This window comes from Streptomyces sp. NPDC029292, from assembly GCF_055569295.1.
Map to the genome: position 1 here is coordinate 698,995 of NZ_JBVHXR010000002.1, position 13,639 is coordinate 712,633.

Annotated in this window: 13 protein-coding genes; 7 read left to right on the plus strand and 6 right to left on the minus strand. The window is 70.6% G+C overall.

Annotated features, from left to right (window positions below; genetic code table 11):
• Positions 1-16 precede the first annotated feature (16 nt).
• On the minus strand, positions 17-862 hold the full coding sequence (locus tag ACZ4WS_RS08085; RefSeq protein ID WP_467978229.1) for a lysozyme: 846 nt from the start codon (positions 860-862) through the stop codon (positions 17-19).
• A 281-nt stretch (positions 863-1,143) separates the two neighbouring features.
• On the opposite strand from ACZ4WS_RS08085, the gene ACZ4WS_RS08090 reads away from it, so the two are divergent.
• Positions 1,144-1,638 (plus strand): MarR family winged helix-turn-helix transcriptional regulator, encoded by a 495-nt coding sequence (locus ACZ4WS_RS08090; protein ID WP_467978231.1) that lies wholly within the window; start codon positions 1,144-1,146, stop codon positions 1,636-1,638.
• A 69-nt stretch (positions 1,639-1,707) separates the two neighbouring features.
• Here the strand turns inward: ACZ4WS_RS08090 and ACZ4WS_RS08095 are convergent, their stop codons facing one another.
• Positions 1,708-2,493, minus strand: coding sequence for a protein phosphatase 2C domain-containing protein (locus ACZ4WS_RS08095; protein ID WP_467978233.1), 786 nt, complete (start codon positions 2,491-2,493; stop codon positions 1,708-1,710).
• Between the two features lie 368 nt (positions 2,494-2,861).
• Here ACZ4WS_RS08095 and ACZ4WS_RS08100 point away from each other — a divergent pair, with 368 nt between their 5' ends.
• The 6 genes from ACZ4WS_RS08100 (at position 2,862) to ACZ4WS_RS08125 (ending at position 9,704) form a co-directional block, all read left to right on the plus strand.
• Positions 2,862-5,993 carry a sensor histidine kinase gene (locus ACZ4WS_RS08100; RefSeq protein WP_467978234.1) on the plus strand — a complete coding sequence of 1,044 codons (3,132 nt, stop codon included), beginning with the start codon at positions 2,862-2,864 and terminating at the stop codon, positions 5,991-5,993.
• Positions 5,990-6,493 (plus strand): roadblock/LC7 domain-containing protein, encoded by a 504-nt coding sequence (locus tag ACZ4WS_RS08105; RefSeq protein ID WP_467978236.1) that lies wholly within the window; start codon positions 5,990-5,992, stop codon positions 6,491-6,493. Before ACZ4WS_RS08100 ends, ACZ4WS_RS08105 begins: the two co-directional genes overlap by 4 nt.
• Positions 6,490-6,891 carry a DUF742 domain-containing protein gene (locus tag ACZ4WS_RS08110; RefSeq protein WP_467978237.1) on the plus strand — a complete coding sequence of 134 codons (402 nt, stop codon included), beginning with the start codon at positions 6,490-6,492 and terminating at the stop codon, positions 6,889-6,891. The genes ACZ4WS_RS08105 and ACZ4WS_RS08110 overlap by 4 nt, the downstream gene beginning before the upstream one ends.
• Positions 6,872-7,558, plus strand: coding sequence for a GTP-binding protein (locus ACZ4WS_RS08115; protein WP_467978239.1), 687 nt, complete (start codon positions 6,872-6,874; stop codon positions 7,556-7,558). The genes ACZ4WS_RS08110 and ACZ4WS_RS08115 overlap by 20 nt, the downstream gene beginning before the upstream one ends.
• Before the next feature lie 24 nt (positions 7,559-7,582).
• A complete protein-coding gene (locus tag ACZ4WS_RS08120) occupies positions 7,583-8,836 on the plus strand; it encodes a styrene monooxygenase/indole monooxygenase family protein (RefSeq protein WP_467978240.1) in 1,254 nt (417 codons plus the stop codon).
• Positions 8,837-8,987: 151 nt separating this feature from the next.
• Positions 8,988-9,704 (plus strand): phosphotransferase, encoded by a 717-nt coding sequence (locus tag ACZ4WS_RS08125; protein ID WP_467978242.1) that lies wholly within the window; start codon positions 8,988-8,990, stop codon positions 9,702-9,704.
• A gap of 139 nt (positions 9,705-9,843) precedes the next feature.
• On the opposite strand, the gene ACZ4WS_RS08130 is transcribed toward ACZ4WS_RS08125, so the two are convergent.
• From ACZ4WS_RS08130 to ACZ4WS_RS08145, 4 genes are all read right to left on the minus strand, one after another.
• Positions 9,844-10,992 (minus strand): C40 family peptidase, encoded by a 1,149-nt coding sequence (locus tag ACZ4WS_RS08130; RefSeq protein WP_467978243.1) that lies wholly within the window; start codon positions 10,990-10,992, stop codon positions 9,844-9,846.
• Positions 10,993-11,095: 103 nt separating this feature from the next.
• Complete coding sequence (locus tag ACZ4WS_RS08135) at positions 11,096-11,425, minus strand: hypothetical protein (protein WP_467978245.1); 330 nt, start codon at positions 11,423-11,425, stop codon at positions 11,096-11,098.
• 25 nt (positions 11,426-11,450) lie between these two features.
• Positions 11,451-12,176, minus strand: coding sequence for a TetR/AcrR family transcriptional regulator (locus tag ACZ4WS_RS08140; RefSeq protein WP_467978246.1), 726 nt, complete (start codon positions 12,174-12,176; stop codon positions 11,451-11,453).
• Positions 12,177-12,582: 406 nt separating this feature from the next.
• Positions 12,583-13,512 carry an AurF N-oxygenase family protein gene (locus tag ACZ4WS_RS08145; protein WP_467978248.1) on the minus strand — a complete coding sequence of 310 codons (930 nt, stop codon included), beginning with the start codon at positions 13,510-13,512 and terminating at the stop codon, positions 12,583-12,585.
• Between the last annotated feature and the right edge of the window lie 127 nt (positions 13,513-13,639).

A 13,639-nucleotide genomic window follows, 5' to 3' on the forward strand; every position in this document is an offset into this window, starting at 1 on the left:
GTGCGTCAGAGGTATCTCAGCCGTTGGCCAGCGCCTGGACCCGGTCGAGGGCCCCGTTGAACTTGTTGTGGTCACCCACCGTCGGTCCGGACGACGTGTACTGCCACATCGTGTAGTAGGACCAGCCGGCCGGCAGCGTGCCGGGGTCGGAGGCGTACCGGGCGATCCACAGCGGGTTGGTGGAGGCGAAGGCGCTGGAATTTCCGGTGCACTGGGTCCACCAGCTGGTGGCCGTGTAGATCACGGCGTCGCGGCCGGTCCGCGCCTTGTACTGGGTGAGGAAGCTGCTGATCCAACTGACCATGGCGCTCTGCGTCTTGCCGTAGCAGGCGGCCCCGTACGGGTTCCACTCGATGTCGAGCGCGCCGGGCAGCGTCTTGCCGTCGCCGGACCAGCCGCCGCCGTGGTCGACGAAGTAGTTCGCCTGGGTGGCGCCGGTCGTCGTGTCGGGGGTGGCGAAGTGGTACGAGCCACGGATCATGCCGACGTTGTACGAGCCGTTGTACTGCTGGGCGAAGTAGGGGTTCGTGTAGTACGTCCCCTCGGTCGCCTTGGTGTAGGCCCACTTGACCCCGCTGCTCCACAGGGTCGACCAGGCGACGTTGCCCTGGTAACTGGCGACGTCCACGCCTTCCGTCTGCGTGGCGTCACCGCTGTTCGGCGTACCGCCCTGGCCGTCGTGCGCCACGACGCCGATGCCCATGTAGGCGGAGCCCCGGGCGGGGGTGTCGGCGGCTTGGGCGGCCGGAATGGCCAATAGGAGGGAGAACGCTGCGAGGAGAATGCCGATCGCGGGAAGCCGCGTCCGTGAGTGCTTGCGGGAGCGGCGGGCCGTTCCGGGTCTGTGTCTGTGCACGGGCATGTCGTGCCTCCGAAGAGATCGGTGGTGCACGGTGGTGCTCGGTGGGGGGAACGCTGACGGCGTGCGCCTGCCGGGTGGGGGGTCAAGTCCTCGTCGACTTGTCGATGGCGTGGGCATGCCAGTGATTGCCTGGTAAAGAAGCTACGCACGTAGACGACGGCGTGGGAAGGGGGCCTGGATGCTGCCGTTGGTCTACTCCTGCGAAATACTGGCGGAGCTGCGGCAATGGCGACCATTGGCGGAAACTTTCAGGACCGGGAAACCGGGTCAGGGGTGCTGACGTGCACGAGAACGGAAACGGCGGCGGACAGCGTGTCGAATCCGAGGCGTCGGGAAGTGGTGTGGACCAGGAATTCCCGGCCCTGGAACGCGAGTTGACCGTTTTCCTGCGGCGCGCCCGCGCCTCCTCCGGTGAGATGGCCCGCGAGGTCCATCCCGACCTGGAGTCCTCCGCGTACGGTCTCCTCTTCCGTCTGGAGGAGTGCGGCCGCCAGCGCGCCACGGAACTCGCCGCCTACATCGGCGTCGGCAAGGCCACGATGTCCCGCCAGCTCCGCGCCCTCGAGGAACTCGGCCTCGTCGCCCGCGAGCCCGACCCCGCCGACGGCCGCGCCTGGCTCGTCCACCTCACGGAGGAGGGCCGGGTCCGCTTCCGGAAGGTCCGGGAGGCCCGGCGGGCGCGCTATGTCCGGCAGCTGGAGGGGTGGGACCCGCGCGAGGTCGCGGAACTGGCGCGGTTGCTGCATCAGCTGAACACCGGGATGGAGCAGCGCTAGGCGCCGGGCGGAGCGCCTGCTTCGCGTCCTCGTGTCCTCGCGGGCTGACGGCCTCAGGCGCTCACGGGCTCACCACTCCACGTAAACCACCGTCGCATCGTCATGCGTCTTGCTGCGCCGCAGATACACCCGTTCCGTGTCGGCGCGTTCCAGCGCGCGTACGCGGTCGACGAGGGCCTGGGAGCCCTCTTTCCGTACGAGGGTGAACAGGTCGCTCCAGTCGCCTTCCCGGAACTTCTCCACCCAGCGGGTCGCACCGTCCGTGAGAGCCGCGAGTGCGCGGACCTCGGAGCGCGCCCGCACGCCGGTCACCGCGCGCGCCGCGACCGACGGGTCCGCCGCGGCGGTGAAGAAGCCCCCCTCCTTGTTGCGGACCGTCGAGTCGGCGATGGCGTCCGTGGCGAGGGAGGTGCGGGGCAGCCGGGCAAGGCGGTCGTCCAGCACCGGTGTCACGGTGCCGCCGGGGGACTCGAGGAGCAGCGCCGAGTCCGAGAGGACCAGGTACTCGACCTCGGCCTCGGACCACCGGGCGAGGACCACGGTTGCCTGGGGTGTGCGTGGGTGAGAAAGGTCACAGGTGTCGGCGTGCGCCTCGCCGGTGCGCGCGATCGCGTCCGAAAGGATCTCCGGGAGGGTCAGATCCCGGCGGGAAAGGGACAGTTCGGTCAGGGATCCGCCGAGCCGGGAGGAGAACCAGGCAACGGAATGCAGACAGCCGTCGTCGCCCCGAGGGGGCGTCACTCCGTCCAGGACGACGAGCGAACCGCCCTGTCCTGAGGCCGGAAGTCCGACCGATGCGAAGTCCTCATTGGGGCGGTCGGGGTCGCCGGGCTCCGAGACGAGTTCAGTGCGCATCGGGCCAGTCTGCACGAGCCCTTCACAAGGTCCACGAAAGGCTGGCAATGGCTGCCGAACGGGTGCGGACCAGTGGCTCGGGCGCCGGGTTTGGCATGGAATGATCGGCTCCGGTCAAGCGTGGCGGCGAATACTGCCAAAGCGCGTCGCCGACGTCCAACCGGCCCGCCGCGCAGGGGCGTCGCACGCGCCAGAGGAACTTGCCCGCCAACTCCCCTCCGGGGTTCACTCCTTCGGGTGGAGGGCCGGATCATGCGGGACCACTGCCCACCGGCACTGGGAGGGTCGGGAACCGTACCGGGCGGACGCCCCAGTTGACAGGACGTCACCCGGGCCCATGGGTACACGAGTCAGGAATGCGAGCACCGGTGCAGAAGACGCGGCCGAGGCGCACAGGCAAGCAGACGGCCTCCAGCTCAACCGGGGGCGGCGCCACCGGCGACGCCGCCGACTCCGCGGGCAGGGGACGCCCCGCCCACGTACGCAACCGGCTGATCGTCGCCGTGGCGGTCGTCGCGGCCGCCATAGCCGGCGCCGGAGCCCCCACGATGATGGCCGCTTCCGGGCAACTGAACGACTCCCAGAACCTGGTGACGCTCGCGCAGCGGACCCAGCAGGCGCTGACCCTCGCGCACTCGCTGGCCGACGAGCGCGACGAGGTGACGTCGTACGTCGCCGCCGGGCGGCCCAAGGCCAAGGCGCCCTCCGAGCAGCGCAGCGCCCGAGTCGACCGGCAGGTCGAGGAGCTGCGGGCCGACGAGGACGCCCCCGCCACGCTGCTCAAGGACCTCGACGGCATCGCCTCCCTGCGCAGAGCGGCGCTCACCGGAAAGAGCACCGCTCTCGAAGCGCATCAGGCGTACTCCGCCGCCATCACCGAACTCCACGCCCTCGCCGAGGACCTGGCCGAGCAGCTGCCGCCCCGCGCGGGCTCCGGCGCGCACGCCCTCGCCGAGCTGGACTCCGCCGTCCAGCAGTCCGCCGCCGCCCGCGGCCTGCTCCTCGCGGCCCTCAGCATCCCGCGCACCACCCAGACCGTCATCAACCCGATCACCGGGCTCGCGACCACCACCAGCACCTCGTCGGCCGCCGACACCAAGCAGCGCGACGCGCTCAGCGCCGCCGCCCAGCAGGCCCGCCTCCGCTCGGACGCGGCCGTCGCCGACTTCCGCGAGACGGCACCCAAGACCGCCGTGGCCTCGTACGACTCCACGGTCACCGGGCCCGATGTCACCACCGCCGACAAGTACCTCGCGGGCCTGACCGACCAGCCGACGCTCTCCGCCACCGAACTCGACACCAGCACCAAGAAGCTGGACGCCGCCCTGTCGGCCCGTGTCGAGCTGATGCGCGGGGCCGAGGCCTCCCTCAACGACCACCGCACCAAGGACCTCGAGGCGCTGCGGGACGACGACGTCACCGCGCTGGAGATCCGGATCGCCCTCATCGGCACGCTGCTGCTCGTCGCGGTCGGCGTCTCGATGGCCATGGCCCGCAGCCTCACCCGCCCGCTGGCCGTGCTGCGCCTGGGCTCCGCCCGTCTCGCCGCCGACCCGGGCGCCGAGGAGCCGGTCAAGTTCACCGGTCGCGACGACGAGTTCGCCCAGGTCGTCCGCTCCGTCAACGCGCTGCACGCGCACGCCGCCGCGCTCCACGAGCGGCTCGCGACCCTCGAAGGCGACCGCAAGCACCTCATCGGCCAGCGCCAGCTGATGGCCGACGAGCGCGACAAGCTGCGCGCCGAACTCGCCGAGGCCGCCGCCCACCTGGAGCAGGTGCGCGGCACCATCCACGGCACCTTCGTCAACCTGGCGCTGCGCACCCTCGGTCTGGTCGAGCGGCAGCTCGGCGTCATCGAGGGCCTGGAGGAGCGCGAGCAGGACGCGGACCGCCTCGCCACCCTCTTCAAGCTCGACCACTTCGCGACCGTCATGCGGCGCCACAGCGAGAACCTGCTCGTCCTCGCGGGCGCCGAGCACGTGCAGCACCACGCGGTGCCCGTCCCGCTCGTCGACGTCGTACGGGCCGCGGTCAGCGAGATCGAGCGGTACGAGCGGGTCCGCATCGCCGTGCTGCCGCCGCACGCGCACCTCGCGGGCTTCGCCGCCGACGACATCAGCCATCTCGTGGCCGAACTCCTGGAGAACGCCTCGTCGTTCTCGCCGCCCGACATGGCCGTCGAGGTCTCCGGCTGGCTCCTGGAGAGCGGCGAGGTGATGCTCTCCGTGCAGGACGAGGGCATCGGCATGACCGGCGAGCGGATGAGCCAGCTCAACTCCAGGCTCGCCGACTTCGACCCGGAGGACGCGTACGACCAGGAGAGCGGCGAGGGACTCGGGCTCGGCCTGTACGTGGTGGCCCGCCTCGCCCACCGGCACGGCGTTCGCGTGCAGCTGCGCGAGCAGAAGCAGGGCGGCGTCGCGGCCGTCGTCGTCCTCCCGAAGGGGATGCTCGCCGCGGCGCCCGCCGACACCGTCCCCATGACCACACGAGCCGCCGCCGGCGGCGCGCTCTCGGCGTCCCTTCCCGGCGCGGACGCGGAGGTCAACTCCAATGTCCTCCGCGGCCGTTCGGCCCTCACGGCGTCGGCCCCCGCAGGGGACGAGGACCCGCTGATCGCGGCGGCCGAGGAGGCCGTACGGGATGCTGCCGCGGAGGAGACGGTACGCGGGGCGCCCGAGTCCGAGCCCGAGACGGCGCCCGAGCCGACGCTGGAAGTGATTCCCGAGCCGACGCCGGTGGCGACTCCCGAGCCGACGCCGGAAGCTCCCCCCGAGCCGACGCCCGAGACGGTGATGGTGCCCTCGCCCGAGAGGACGACGGAGCCGTCGCCCGAGACGACGATGGAGCTCATGGCGCCGGTGCTCCCGGCGGACGAGCCCGGCGGAGGCGAGGCGCTCCCGGCGGACGAGCCCGGCGCAGCCGAGGCGGCCCCCGAGGCCGTGGCAGCTGACCTTGCCGGGGCGGCCTTCTCGGCCGGGCGGTCCTCCGAGGCGGTGGCACCCGGGACAGCCGGCGCGGCCGACGCAGCCGAGGACGTCTCCGAGGCCGGGGCAGCCGCCCGGGGCACGACCGCCGGTCCGGCCGAGGCAGTCGTACGCGCGACACCCGGGGCGGCCCCCGCGCCCCACCCCACCCCGGAGGTCACCCTCCCCGCCCAGACCAGCACCGACCCCTACGCCATCAGCCCCGACACCCACGAACGAGTCCCGGACGAGCGCCCGCGGCTCACCGACAAGGGCCTGCCCAAGCGGACGCCGAAGATCTCCGCACCCGTGCCGGCCCCCAGGCCGCGCACGGGTGGCGTGGACGCCGAGGCCCTGCGCCGCAGGCTCGGCGGTTTCCACCAGGGCGCGAAGGAGGGCCGCCGCGACGTGGAGGTGGAGATCGCCGAAAAGACGGCGGAGCACACCGCACCCGCCAACCGGGCGGAGCCGCACGCGCCCGTGGCACAGGACGTTGAAGCATCGGGGGGCACCGTCGAGGAGGCAAGCAGTTGACCGCGCCCAGTACCTTCGGTCTGAGCAGTGAAGCCCGCAATCTGCACTGGCTGCTGACGAACCTCGTCGAGGAGGTGCCGGGCCTCCTGTCGGTCGCGGTCGTCTCCTCCGACGGTCTGCTGCTGCTCTCCTCCGACCCCGGGAGAAACGCGGAAGTGCGGACGGCCGAGACGGACCGCCCCACGGGACCCAAGGGTTCCGCCGCGGACCTCGCCACCATCGTCTCCGGCATCGGCAGCCTCACCATCGGCGCCGCCAAGCTGATGGACGGCGGCAACGTCAAGCAGACGATGGTCGCGATGGAGGAGGGCAGCCTCTTCGTCATGTCGATCAGCGACGGCTCGCTGCTCGGTGTGCACGGCTCCCCGGACTGCGACATGAGCGTGGTGGCGTACCACATGGCGCTCTTCGTGGGCCGCGCCGGACACGTGCTGACCCCCGAACTCCGCAGTGAGCTCCGAAAATCGTTGGAAGCCGAGTCGATGGGGAGTGCCCGATGAGTACGCCCGGCAAGCTCCCGGTCCGCGGCGGCGACCGCAAACCCGCCCGGGTACGCCCCTACTCGCTCACCGGCGGGCGCACCCGCTTCGGGCACGTCCTGCTCGTCGAGACGTTCGTGGCGGCGATCGAAGCCCCCGAGGAGCGCAAGGAGCTGACCAACGGCTCGCTCGCCACCCGGGTGATGCCCGAGATGCGGGCCATCGTCGAACTCTGCCGCCGGATGCGCACGGTGGCCGAAATAGCCGCCCTCCTCAGGATGCCGCTCGGCGTGGTCCGCGTGCTCCTGAGCGACCTGGCGGACCAGGGAAAGATACGTGTATACGGAACCGGTCACGGCCCGGGACAGCCGGACCGCGCTCTGCTGGAAAGGGTGCTGAGTGGACTCCGTCGTCTCTGAGGGCGCGCCAAGAACCTTCGCCTCCGAGGGCGCCTCGACAGCCGCCCTCCCCACCGGCGTTCCCGTGCCGCCCCCCGAGGCGGACGAGAACATCCAGGCCTGGCAGACGGACCGCACCCGCGCTCCCATCGCCACGAAGATCGTGGTGGCGGGCGGCTTCGGCGTCGGCAAGACCACGCTGGTCACCGCGGTCTCCGAGATCACGCCCCTCCAGACGGAGGCGCTGATGACCCGGGCCAGCGAGGACACCGACGACCTCACCGGCACACCGGACAAGCTGACCACCACCGTGGCCATGGACTTCGGCCGCATCACGCTCGACGACGACCTGGTGCTCTACCTCTTCGGCACGCCGGGCCAGCAGCGGTTCTGGTTCATGTGGGACGACCTGGTGCGCGGCGCGATCGGTGCTGTCGTCCTCGCGGACACCCGCCGCCTGTCGGACTGCTTCCCGGCGCTCGACTACTTCGAGAGCTGCGGACTGCCGTACGTCGTCGCCGTCAACCACTTCGACGGCAGCGAGCGGTTCGAGCCCGCGGACGTGCGCGAGGCCCTCACGGTGCCCGCACACATACCTGTCATGATCATGGACGCGCGCCGCCGGATCTCGGTCGTCGAGACCCTGCTCGCGCTGGTGGGGCACGCGCTCGACGTGAGCCCCGAATAAGACGTACCCAGAGTGAGGACCCGCATGCGGAAGATACTCGTCGTCGGAGCCGGCCAGTCCGGACTCCAGCTCGCCCTCGGACTCCAGTCGCACGGGTACGAGGTCACCCTGATGTCGAACCGGACGGCGGACGAGATCCGCACCGGCCGTGTCATGTCGACACAGTGCATGTTCGACACGGCACTCCAGCACGAGCGCGATCTCCAGCTGAACTTCTGGGAGTCCCAGGCCCCGAAGATCGAAGGAGTCGGCATCTCGGTCGCGGCCCCCGGTTCGTTCGACCCGGGTCCCTCGCAGCGCGCGATCGACTGGGTGGGCAAGCTCGACGGGTACGCGCAGTCGGTCGACCAGCGGGTGAAGATGGCCGGCTGGATGGAGACGTTCGCGCAGCGCGGCGGCCAGCTGGTGATCCACGGCGCCGCGGTCTCCGACCTCGACTACTTCTCCCGTACGTACGACCTGGTGCTGGTGTCGGCGGGCAAGGGCGAGCTGGTGTCGATGTTCGCCCGCGACCCGGAGAGGTCCCCGTACACCGAGCCGCAGCGCGCGCTGGCGGTCTCCTACGTCCACGGTCTGGGCCCCCGCCCCGAGCACCCGGACTTCGACGCGGTCCGCTGCAACCTGGTCCCCGGCGTCGGCGAACTCTTCATCATGCCGACCCTCACCACCTCCGGCCGCGCCGACATCCTCTTCTGGGAGGGCATACCCGGCGGCCCGCTCGACGTCTTCAACGGCGTCAAGGACCCTGCCGAACACCTCTCCCTGACCCTGGAACTCATGGAGCGGTTCACGCCGTGGGAGTACGCGCGGGCCACGAACGTGGAACTGACCGATGCGAACGGAACGCTGTCCGGCCGTTACGCCCCCACCGTCCGCAACCCGATCGGCCGCCTCCCCGGCGGGGGCCTGGTCCTCGGCGTCGCGGACGTGGTCGTGGCGAACGACCCGATCACCGGGCAGGGCTCCAACTCGGCGTCCAAGTGCGCGGCGGCGTACCTCGCCTCGATCCTCGACCAGGGCGACAAGCCCTTCGACGAGGAGTGGATGCAGTCCACGTTCGACCGCTACTGGGACACCGCCCAGCACGTGACGAAGTGGACCAACGCCATGCTGGGCGTTCCGCCGGAGCATGTCCTGAACCTCATCGGCGCCGCCGGCCAGCTTCCGCCGGTGGCCACCCGTTTCGTCAACGGCTTTGACGACCCGGCGGACTTCGAGAACTTCTTCTATGAGCCGGAGAAGGCTTCCGCCTATCTGGCCTCGGTCGCGGGAGCCTGACGGGCTCCTGACCAGCAGTCCGGGGTTCGTCCTTGGTCGTTGTGGGTCGTTGTAGGTCCCCCTCCGACGGCCCACAGACGGCCCGTGTCCGCCGTATTGCACGAGAGGGGCATCCCCGCTGTACAGCGAGGATGCCCCTCGGGAGATCGCGGTGCACACCTACGACGCTCAGGTCACCGTGGGTGCCCAGCAGCCACTGCCGGACGAGGTGGCACTCGACGGTGTCGAGGAGTTTCTGTCCACCTGCTGCGCAACGCCGAGCGCCTGGCCGCACAAGCCCACTGCCTTCGACTTCCACGCCACCGAGGGCCACTCCTGGAGCCTCACGGTCGACGGCGACGGCGCACGCTTCACCCGTCTCCCCGCGCCCGGCACAATGCCCGCCACCGCTGCCGACGAGGGCCCGGACGCGGCCGGCGCATCCGTCCACGGCACGGCCAGGGAACTGTGGGACGCGGCGCTGAGCGCCCCCGGAGGGGATCGCCCGCCGGTCTGGTTCCACGGCGACTTCCACACCGGCAACCTGCTGACCGTGGACGGCCGCCTCAGCGCGGTCATCGATTTCGGCGGGCTCGGCGTCGGCGACCCGGCCCGCGACCTGACCATCGCCTTCACCTTGATGTCGGCTGGGAGCCGGGGCGCGTTCCGCGCCGCGCTCGGCGTGGACGGCGCCACCTGGAGGAGCAGATGGATGCCATCTCGACAACGCCTTGGCGCGTCACGGAGGAGCACCGTCCACTCGGCAACATTATGCGCGCGCGCAAAAGAGGTGTACCGGCAGTCTTCGATCCGTCGTCACGAGCTGAATCATCAGCTCCGTCGAGAACCCAGGGACCTGGCTGACGCCTTCGGCGGTGAAACCGTCTAAACGTACCCCGGGGTAGCGGGAAGCGATGCATGGTGTGCATTGGGATATCGAAGGCATTCGAGCCCATGAGATTGCCGGATCGTCTGTGGCTGGTCGTGCCCACGCGGCGGAGCCGCATGATGTCACAGCCCCGTGCCCCTTACCGGGCGCTGTAGCCCGCGTTCGATCCAGCCGTGGCCTTCTTGGGGAGCTTCGGCGGTGTGTACTGCCGCAGGGGCTCCCCGGCGGGATCCGGTCGCACCGCGCCCAGCAGCGGGTTGGCGGCGATGGGTGAGACCTTGATCTTCGTCCCGGGCCTCGGCGCCTGCACCACCATTCCGTCGCCGACATACAGGGCGACGTGCGTGGCCTCGGGGAAGTAGATCACCAGGTCGCCGGGGCGCAGCTCGCTCAGCGGAATCCTCGGGAGCCGGGCCCACTGCTCCTGGCTGGTCCGGGGGATGGGCTGCCCGGCGCGATCCCAGGCCCGCGAGGTCAGCCCCGAACAGTCGTACGCCTTCGGCCCCTCGGCGCCCCACTCGTACGGCTTCCCGATCTGCCTCACGGCGTACCGCAGCGCCTTCTCGCCCTCCCGCGACGGCGGCCGCTCATCACTCAGCGCCCCCGAGGCCATGAACCTCTTCTGTGCCTTGGCAGCCCCCGACTTCTCGAACTTGTCCAGCTCGGCAAGCTGGTCGACGGTCAGCGAGGCGAGCAGCTCCTCGGCCCCTTTCAACCGCCCGCGCACATCGTCTCGCGCCTTCTTCTGCCGCTCGGCGAGGGTGAGTTGCCCGTCCAGCGCCTTCCGGGCCGCACGCGCCAGCACGTCGATCTTCTTCTCGCTCCCGACCACCCGCTGCACGGTCTCGGCCCGCTCCAGCGACAGCTGCCGGATCACATGCCCCTGGTCGAGGGCGTGCTGCGGATCGCGGGCGAGCAGCAGCCGCACATACGACGAGATCTCGCCGCTGCTCTGGTACTGCTGCCGGGCGAGCCGCCCCGCGGCGCTGCGGCTGTCGCGCAGCGAGAGACGCGCCTTGGCGAGGCTGCCGTCGAGCCGGGCGACCTCGCCCCGCTGCTTCTTCAGCTTCTCCGCCGTCGCGTTGTACGTCTCGGTGGCGCGCTCGGCGTCCCGGTACAGGCGCTGAAGGTCCGTCAGCAACTGGGTGACGGACCGCTGTTTGGGCTCGCGGACGGCCGCATCCCTCTCTTGTCCCGGAACAGGGACGGCCAGCGCGGGCGCGGGCGCGAGCATGGCCCCGGCCGCCACCGCCGCCGTACAGACCAGACGCAGAAGGTTCCCTGACACGTCGTCACCTCCGGTGCGGAGGTGGTCCGTCCACCTCGCACCGGCAGGATGGGGCGGGCGCATCCCGAGCGCGCGCAGGCTTGATCGGTTCGGCCCAAGAAGGTCACTCGTCGGCGTTGGTGCCCGGCGTGGCGTCGGGCTTGGACCAGGGCCACCTCAGCCCCCGCCCCGGCTTCCCCTCGGGGTCGTACTCGTACTGCCACCCCTGATGCAGCCCGAGCTTCCCCCACGCTCGGCTTCGCTCGCGCGGGGGGACCCCCACGCTGCGGCGGGCCTGGACGCGCCGATAGACGAGCACGGTGGGCGGCCCGCCGTCCGCGTCCGGCACCGGAACCTTGTAGGTCTTCGGCGGATGTCCGGTGAGCCCGAGCAGAACGGGCAGCACACGCCCGTCCAGAGGGCCGCCGACAAAGGTAGTTTCTTCGCGCTTCACACACCCAGTGTCACAAACACCGCCGTCAGAGCAGGTGCGCGGCGTCCCCGATCACCGGCAGCACCCGCCGGGCCAGCGTCCCCACGGCCCCGTCGGCCGTCTCCAGCGCGAGCGCGGCCTTCACCACTCCGGCGGTCTGCGCGTCCCGCCCCGCGGTAGCCATGACCGCCACCACGAACTGCTCCACAAGCCAGTCCCGCACCTCTTCCAGCGGCGGCTGCTTGCCCTCGTCCAGCCAGATGAGCGAGGCGGCTTCCACGGCGGTGATCCACATCCGCACGGTCATCCGCAGCTTCAGGCCCGGATCCCGCACGGACAGATGATCGAGGATGTGCTCGGCGGCGGCCCGCCGTACCCCGTCCACTATGGCCGTCGTCCGGGACGTCTCGACGACACTGCCCCCCTGCAGCAGCGCACTGAACCCGGCGTCGTGCTGGTCCACGAACGCGAGATACCGATCAAGGGCCCGCGACAGCCGCTGGGTGAGCGGCCCCTCGGGAGGCTCTGCGAAACAGTGCTCCAGCTCCTCCGCGGCAGACCTCAACGCGGCCTCGTACAACTGCTGCTTCCCGCCCGGAAAGTACCGGTACACCAGCGGCCGCGACACCCCGGCCGCCTCCGCCACATCATCGAGCGAGACCTCCTCCGGCGCCCGCTGCGCGAAAAGGGACAACGCCGCCTCGAGCAGCTGCGAGCGCCGCTCCTCAACACTCAATCGGCGGTAAGCGGGGGTGGGAGCCTGCGAGGTCATGTCGGGCAGCGTAACGGGACACGGCACAAGCCCCCGCGCACCCGCACCCGCCGCTGCAGGCTCCCACGCGCCCACACTCGCAGCCACCGCCGCAAGCCCCCCCCGCGCCCCCGCAGCCGCCGGCGCACGGAAGGGGCCGTGCCGGGACTGACGCCCCAGCCCCCGCGCCCCCGCAGCCGCCGACGCACGGAAGGGGCCGTGCCGGGACTGACGCCCCAGCCCCCGCGCCCCCGCAGCCGCCGACGCACGGAAGGGGCCGTGCCGGTACATCAAATGCCCGCAGCCGAACGGATCCAAAAAAGACAGCACCCTTCTCACCCACAGCCGATCCGTTCGGATGCGGGCGGATGTACCGGCGCGGCCCCGACCCACCACCGAACGGCAGGCGACCCGCGCCCCCGGAGGCTCAGGCCAGCAGCCCCGACGACTTCCACAGCCGCCGCCCAGCCCCCCGCAACACCCCGATCTCGTCCAGGAAGTCCGTCAACCGCTTCGCGCCGGTCTGCATCACATCCCGCCGATGCGCACTCGCCTTCACCTGCGCCATCGCCTCACGCTTGTCGAGGCCGACGTTCGTATAGACCTCGGGATTGATGAACGCGACGGAGAAGACGCGTGCGAACTCACCGGAGGTGACCCGGGTGAACTCCTGCGACCAGCGAGGAGCGGTGACCATCTGCCGCCGCAACTCCTCCCGCGCGTACCGCACATGCCGCGCCTCCTCCACCACATGGATACGCGTGACCCCCCGTATGAGCGTCTGCACCCGCTCGTCCGGGAACGTCAGCCGCTGCATCCAGTCGAGGATCTCCTCACCGAGCAGCGTCGCGGTGAAGGACCCCGGCGTGGTCGAGATGGTCTTGAAGATCCGCCCGAGATTCAGATGCGCGCGGCTCACCGGGTAGTACGGCGTCCCACCGCGCGAGATCAACCGCGCGAACATCTTCGAGTGCCGGCACTCGTCCTCGATCTCGGTCAGCGCGTACCGCACATGCGCACTCGTCGCCGCCTTGTCGTAGATGTGCCGCACCAGCAGCTGCATCAGAATGATCTCGAACCAGATCCCCAGGGACGCCAGCGCAGCGGCCTCATGCTGAGACAACGCGATCCGCTGTTCCTCGCTCATCTTCCGCCACAGCGGGGTGTCGAACAGCGACACCAGCTCCGGCGGCCAGAACCACTTCCCCTCCTCGAAGGGCGCGTCCCAGTCCAGCTCCTTGTCGGGGTCGAAGGAGTGCTTGGCGGAAGAGTCGAGCAGCCGCTCGGCCACCTGCTCCCGGTCCTTGAGCAGGCCGAGCGCATCCCTCAGCACATCGGCTTCCGTCACGGTCGTCATGGCTGTTCCCACCTCGTCGTACGGGATCTGCAGGGGTTACCGGCGGTCACGTCTTATGAGACTGCTTGTCAGCAAGCCCGTCAATCCCTTGCGCGCGACTTGTTGACGACGGGTCTAGCCCGTGTGA